This is a genomic window from Vibrio sp. V08_P9A1T1 (genome assembly GCF_963874405.1).
Lineage (GTDB): Bacteria > Pseudomonadota > Gammaproteobacteria > Enterobacterales > Vibrionaceae > Vibrio > Vibrio anguillarum.
On sequence record NZ_CAWNIB010000098.1, the window covers coordinates 1 to 6,273 of the forward strand.

4 protein-coding genes are annotated in these 6,273 nt (G+C 45.9%); 2 read left to right on the forward strand and 2 right to left on the reverse strand.

All coding sequences use genetic code 11. The annotated features are described in order from the left end of the window. Window positions 1–298 precede the first annotated feature (298 nt). Window positions 299–1,537, forward strand: coding sequence for a DEAD/DEAH box helicase (locus AACT21_RS04945; protein ID WP_094164641.1), 1,239 nt, complete (start codon window positions 299–301; stop codon window positions 1,535–1,537). A gap of 197 nt (window positions 1,538–1,734) precedes the next feature. Beyond that, window positions 1,735–3,516 (forward strand): alpha-amylase family protein, encoded by a 1,782-nt coding sequence (locus AACT21_RS04950; protein ID WP_094164642.1) that lies wholly within the window; start codon window positions 1,735–1,737, stop codon window positions 3,514–3,516. A gap of 97 nt (window positions 3,517–3,613) precedes the next feature. Here AACT21_RS04950 and AACT21_RS04955 read toward each other — a convergent pair whose 3' ends face one another. Both AACT21_RS04955 and AACT21_RS04960 read right to left on the reverse strand, forming a co-directional pair. Continuing rightward, window positions 3,614–5,149: a BCCT family transporter gene (locus AACT21_RS04955; RefSeq protein WP_019280837.1), complete on the reverse strand. Its 1,536-nt coding sequence runs from the start codon at window positions 5,147–5,149 to the stop codon at window positions 3,614–3,616. Continuing rightward, the gene (locus AACT21_RS04960; protein ID WP_094164643.1) at window positions 5,136–6,035 is read right to left on the reverse strand and encodes a homocysteine S-methyltransferase family protein; all 900 of its coding nucleotides are present in this window, start codon (window positions 6,033–6,035) and stop codon (window positions 5,136–5,138) included. Before AACT21_RS04960 ends, AACT21_RS04955 begins: the two co-directional genes overlap by 14 nt. Window positions 6,036–6,273 lie beyond the last annotated feature (238 nt).

Consider the following 6,273-nt stretch of genomic DNA (forward strand, 5'->3'; position numbering starts at 1 on the left):
GGTTAATATATCGAAAATAGATCCCACTTGTTCTAAAAGCTCTGTGATGCCAATCCAACTCCACGCACTCATTGATAACAATCTTATTGGTATCTCATATTAGTGACTCGGCAACGAGGCGCTATTCTGAATAAAGAGACGATCGCTGACACTGAGGTATCTCACCGCATTTGAAGAGTTCATGCTAGAATGCGCCGAATTTGCGATGAGTTGCACTCAAAGTATTGGGGCCTAGCGCCTTACTATGAGAAAGCCATCGCTTGCTAACTGTTTTGACTTTTTAACTCTGAGAGCCCGCATGCCATTTTCCAACCTAGGATTGAGCGATCCAATCTTAAAAGCCGTTCACGAAGTCGGCTATTCTGCCCCAACACCGATTCAAGAACAGGCAATCCCAGCCATTTTGACGGGTAAAAATGTCATTGCGGCAGCGCAAACCGGCACGGGTAAAACCGCTAGCTTTGTACTGCCCATTTTGCAGATGCTTAGTCAAGGAACAACTCAGCGCGCCAAACGTGTTCGCGCATTAATTTTAGCGCCCACGCGCGAATTGGCTCTGCAAGTGGAAGAGAACGTCACTCAATACGCAAAGTATCTGCCCTTAACCTGCCTTGCGATGTACGGCGGTGTCGATTCGCAAAAACAAAAACAACGCTTGATTGAAGGGGTGGATATTTTGATCGCCACGCCGGGGCGCTTGCTTGATATGTATGGCCAACGCGCCGTTCATTTTGATGAGCTTGAAGTGTTGGTGATGGATGAAGCTGACCGCATGCTCGACATGGGGTTCATTGAAGACATCAATAAAATTGTTGATCGCCTGCCACTAAACCGTCAGAACTTGCTGTTTTCGGCGACCCTTTCTCGCCCAGTGCGCGAGTTGGCTAAATCAGCCATTAATGATCCGATTGAAATTGATGTCGCTGGTTACAACCGCACGCCAAATCAAATTGAGCAGTGGATTATCACTGTCGATAAAGATCAAAAATCTGCACTACTGAGCCATTTGATTACTGAAAACCAATGGCAACAGGCGATGATTTTCATCGAAACCAAACACGGTGCGGCAAAGCTGGCGAGCCAACTGGAAAAGCGTGGCATTGCGGCAGAGGCGTTTCACAGTGGCCGTAGCCAAGAAGTTCGTGAAAAATTATTAGCCGATTTCAAAGCAGGTAAACTGCAATTTTTGATTGCAACGGGCGTTGCCGCGCGCGGTATTGATATTGATAACTTAGAAAGAGTGGTGAATTACGACTTGCCTTATCCTGCGGAGAACTACATTCACCGTATTGGACGAACCGGTCGTGCTGGTGCAACCGGTGAAGCAATTTCTCTCGTATCACGCGATGATTTTAAAAACTTGTGCATGATTGAAAGCCGCTTAGGACATTTGCTTGTGCGTAAAGAAATTGAAGGTTTCACACCGAAAAAAGACGTGCCTATTTCCATTTTAAATTACCACTTGAAAAAGCGTGATAACGAGCACTCAAGTGCACCGCGTCGTAGCCCTCGCCCTAAACAAGAAAAACGCTCATAAGCATAATGCTTCTTTACAAATCCCACCGCCCGGTGGGATTTTGTTGACTAAACCATTCCCGCATCACACTTTTACGCCTTCTTTCTCTCTACGCCCCAAAATCACTACTCAAGGATGATTCTGTCTTCATCAACTTCTATTAGCCTGCAACTCATCTCCTATTTCTCGCATCCCATCATCGCTTAGGTTGACACGTTATGGCTTACAACAAATACACTATCTATCAAGTTTTCACGCGCTTATTCGGTAATACAAACCGTTGCAACACACCTTGGGCAACGAAAGAACAAAATGGTGTCGGTAAATTAAGTGACTTCACTGACGATGCACTCAATGCAATTCATCAACTTGGGATCACTCATATTTGGTACACCGGTGTTTTACATCACGCACTGGTGAGTGATTACCGCGCATGGGGAATAGAGAATGATCACCCAAGTGTTGTCAAAGGTAGAGCGGGCTCGCCTTACGCCATTAAAGACTACTATTCGATAAACCCTGATTTAGCCGACGACCCAGCTCAGCGTAATCACGAATTTGAAGCCTTGATTAAGCGTACACACCAAGCGGGCATGAAAGTCATCATCGACATTGTCCCTAACCACGTGGCGCGCCAATATCAAGGGCTCAATAACCCTGTCGGAGTCAATGATTTTGGTGAAAATGATGATACCAGTGTGCAATACGCCAGGGACAATAACTTCTATTACCTACCCGACACCTCCTTTAAACTGCCAGTTATTCCCACCTCATTGCTACCGTTGGGCGGTGAATGCCACCCAGATTTAGCCACCCCGTTTTACGAACACCCCGCAAAATGGACAGGCAATGGATCTCGTTTAGCCAAGCCGAACATCGATGATTGGTATGAAACCGTCAAAATAAACTACGGCATCAAACCTGATGGAGGCAAAGATTTTGCCGAGCTTCCGCAGCAATACCGTTTCCTATCTCACCTTGAACACGCCATTTTCTGGCAAGATAAAAGTGTCCCGGATTCATGGCGTAAATTTAGGGATATCGCTCTTTATTGGCTCGATAAAGGCGTGGATGGCTTTCGTTATGATATGGCCGAAATGGTACCGATTGAATTTTGGAGCTATCTCAACTCGGCAATTAGGCTACACACCCCCGATGCTTTTTTAATGGCAGAGGTGTATCAGCCAGATTTATACCGCGATTACATCCAGATCGGGAAAATGGACTATCTGTACGACAAAGTCGACCTTTACGATAGTCTCAAAGCCATCATGAAAGGACACGGCTCTACCAAAGAGATTGGTCGTATTGAATATCAACTGCGCGACATTGAGCATCACATGCTGCATTTCTTGGAAAACCATGACGAGCAGAGAATTGCCTCGCCTGAATTTGCAGGGGAAGCACATAAAGCACGCCCAGCCATGTTGATTTCAGCCTGTTTATCCAGCTCACCAACCTTGCTTTATTTTGGGCAAGAAGTGGGCGAACCGGGAGCGGAACATGCCGGCTTTGGCCAGCCTTCTCGCACCTCTATTTTTGACTATATCGGTGTTCCACAACACCAAAAATGGATGAATAACGGCGCATTTGATGGTGGCCAATTAAACGAGAGCGAGAAGCAGCTGCGCCATTTCTACTCAACATTACTGAATTTAGTCAAACAGAGCCCCGCACTGACCGGTGAATATCATGATCTGTACGCCGCCAATGTTGAACACTTCTCCGACCAACAAGATTACTTATTTGCCTTTGCTCGCTCTAACCCGTCACAAAAGCTGATCATCGCAGCGAACTTCAGTGCCACAAGTGGCAAAACCGTAAAACTGCATTTACCTAAAGCATTGACCACTTATTGGCAGTTAACCTGTGGTGAGCACACTTTATTCGATCCGCTAAATCAACAAACGCTGACGCTCTTCGTCAACGAACAAGAGAGCTATGTGATGATCGACTTCACCCCACTTTCGACCCATTTCATGGTTCTCAATAATATTTAAACCTCAAAGAGAGTCATTGGTCTTCTTTCAATACAACAAGCCAGCATCTTCATCGTGCTGGCTTGTTTTGCTAAACGCTATAAGGTTAAGGCTTGCTTTAAGTGACTTTCATTAACACGGGCTCTTGATCAGATTCCCGCTTATGCTGATTGGGCAAAATGCCTAAAGTATGTAAAAAGGTTTTGAGCATGATGGCGTAAATGAACATCATAGGAAGGCCTGCGACCACACAAAGCGACTTAATGGTTTCAATCCCTCCCCCAGCCAAAAATACACTTAAACTGATCAGCCCAATCGCACAGGCCCAAAGCAATTTTACTCGATTATCGGGATCACCATTCAAAGCCAATTCATTGGTGGTGAGCATCGCCGTCGCAACACTCGCACTGGACATAGTGGTCAGCATCAATAAAAACTGAATGAGCAGAAATAGCCCAAGCACCCCATTTCCCCCAGGCAAGGTTTTTATCAATGAAACCACTGCGTAGGTTAAGCCACCTTCTGCCATCCAGCCCTGAACGGGTAAACCGCCCAGCATTTGAGCCCACACCGCATAGCCACCAAAAATGGAGATAAAAAATGCGCAGCCCAAAGCGCCCATCGAGATGGTGTACAAAACCACTTCACGAATCGTTCGTCCACGAGAAATTCGCGTGATGAATAGGCCCATCATAATCAAGTACGCGTAATACCAAAACCAATAGTACTGAGTCCAGCCTTGTGCAAAACCACTTTGCTGAACAGGGTCTGTCCACAATGACATTCTAAAGAAATTATCCAACATCACGCCCAGTGAGTCAGTGAAACTATTAAGAATGAAAGAAGGTTGAGTCGCCAATAATACAAACAGGGCAAACAACACCGCCATGCTGACTGTCCAGTTAGAAATCATGTTGATGCCTTGATTAAAACCAACCCCCATCACAACCACTAACGCAGCCACAAAAAGCACAATAATTGTGCCTTGTAAGCCAAGGCTATTCTCAATCTGTAACAGCTCTGCCACACCGGCGCTGACCAAGGTCACAGTTAAGGCTAGAGAGCTAGCAAACGCGGCCAACGTACCAAAAATCGACAATAGATCGATACTTTTTGCCACCAAAGGATGGTCACCCACTACCGAAGAACACAAACTGGAAACTTTTAACGTGCGTTTTTTTTGTACATAAAATGCATAAGCAAACGGAATCGCTGGAAAGCAGTAAATCGCCCAGCCTGTAATACCCCAATGAAAAATAGAGTAGGTAACGGCCCATGCCGCAGCAGGATAACTATTAGGCTCAGCAAATAACGGTGGTGATTGTAAGTAATACATCGGTTCACCTATCGCCCAGTAAATGAGTGACGCCCCGACGCCAGCGGTAAAAATCATCCCGCCGTAAGAAAAATTGCTGTATTCGGTTTTTTCTTCACCTAAACGAATGCGGCCGTATTTCGAACACGCCAGCCACAGTAAAAAAACCACTAACGCCAAACTTGCCATCTGTACTAACCAGCCAAACCAGTGGCTCACCCAGCCCATAGCTTGCGCCGCCATCGCTTGAGAGGTGGCTGGATAAAGCGCAGATACCGTTAACAAAACAAGCACTAACGCAATCGCAGGAAAAGCCAATCCATAATTAAGATTTTTCAAAACTGCGCCTCCATTCATAAAGTGCTTGAATATGGCGAGGGGTGATGCCGCAACATCCGCCGATCACGGTTGCACCGAGGGCATACCACTGCTTGGCAAATGCGAGATAATCTTCTGCACTAAACTCACGCATGGCTTGTACGGTTTCGTTAGCGGCGTGATCCGATTTAATCGGCGTAAAACTGTTTGCATAAACGCCGATTTCAATCTTTTGCGCTCGGCCTTCCAACACCGTTTTCGCCTGTTGAATGGCATCAGCCATCACCTCGGGTATTGAGCAGTTAAAGAAAATACCCGCCCCACCCGCAGAATAGATTTGTTCTGCGGCTTCAGACACTGACTGCCCAGAACGCAATTGTGCGATATTAGAGTCATCTTTCAGAGTCAGTGCGTAATAGCAAGGCTTCGTTGATGAGGCAAACACCGATTGAACCATGCTCAACTCTTCTAAACTAGCAATCGTCTCCGCTAACCAGACGTCCACATAAGGATCTTGTGCTTGATACAAAGTGAGTGAAATCGCTCGTGCGACTTCGGCTTGAAAGAGATCAGGCCGATAGCTTCCCATAGCCGGTGGCATAGAACCCGCCACTAAAATCGGACGTTCTGACTGTTGTGCTACTTCCGCAGCAATCTGCGCGGCTAAGTTCGCTAACCTTGCACCATCGGTTTGATATAGTGACTCGCCCAAGTGAAAAGGGACACACGCATAGCTATTCACCGTGATAATGTCGGCACCGCTATCAATAAATCCTTGGTGAGCTAAACGAACATGTTGTGGAGATTCAATCAGCGCTTGCGCGCTCCAAAGTGGCTGAGAAAAAGGAGCGCCAATTCTTTTTAATTCACGCCCCATGCCACCATCAAGAAGGGTTAATTTGCTCATAATATCGTATCCATAATGCTTTATTGGTCAGTGCCATTGAAGCATACTGTGAGCAAGATCATAGTGAATAACATTGAAGTGCAATATGAATTTTATTCAAGTAAGTGACTTGATTTATCTATTCTTTTTCGCAAGGTCACTATCTGTTGTTCATGCTGTCATTCGTGCTGTAATTCTTAGAAAACATGGGGCTTGGTCATTTCACAACAAATACTCAACGCATCATAAACAACTCTTC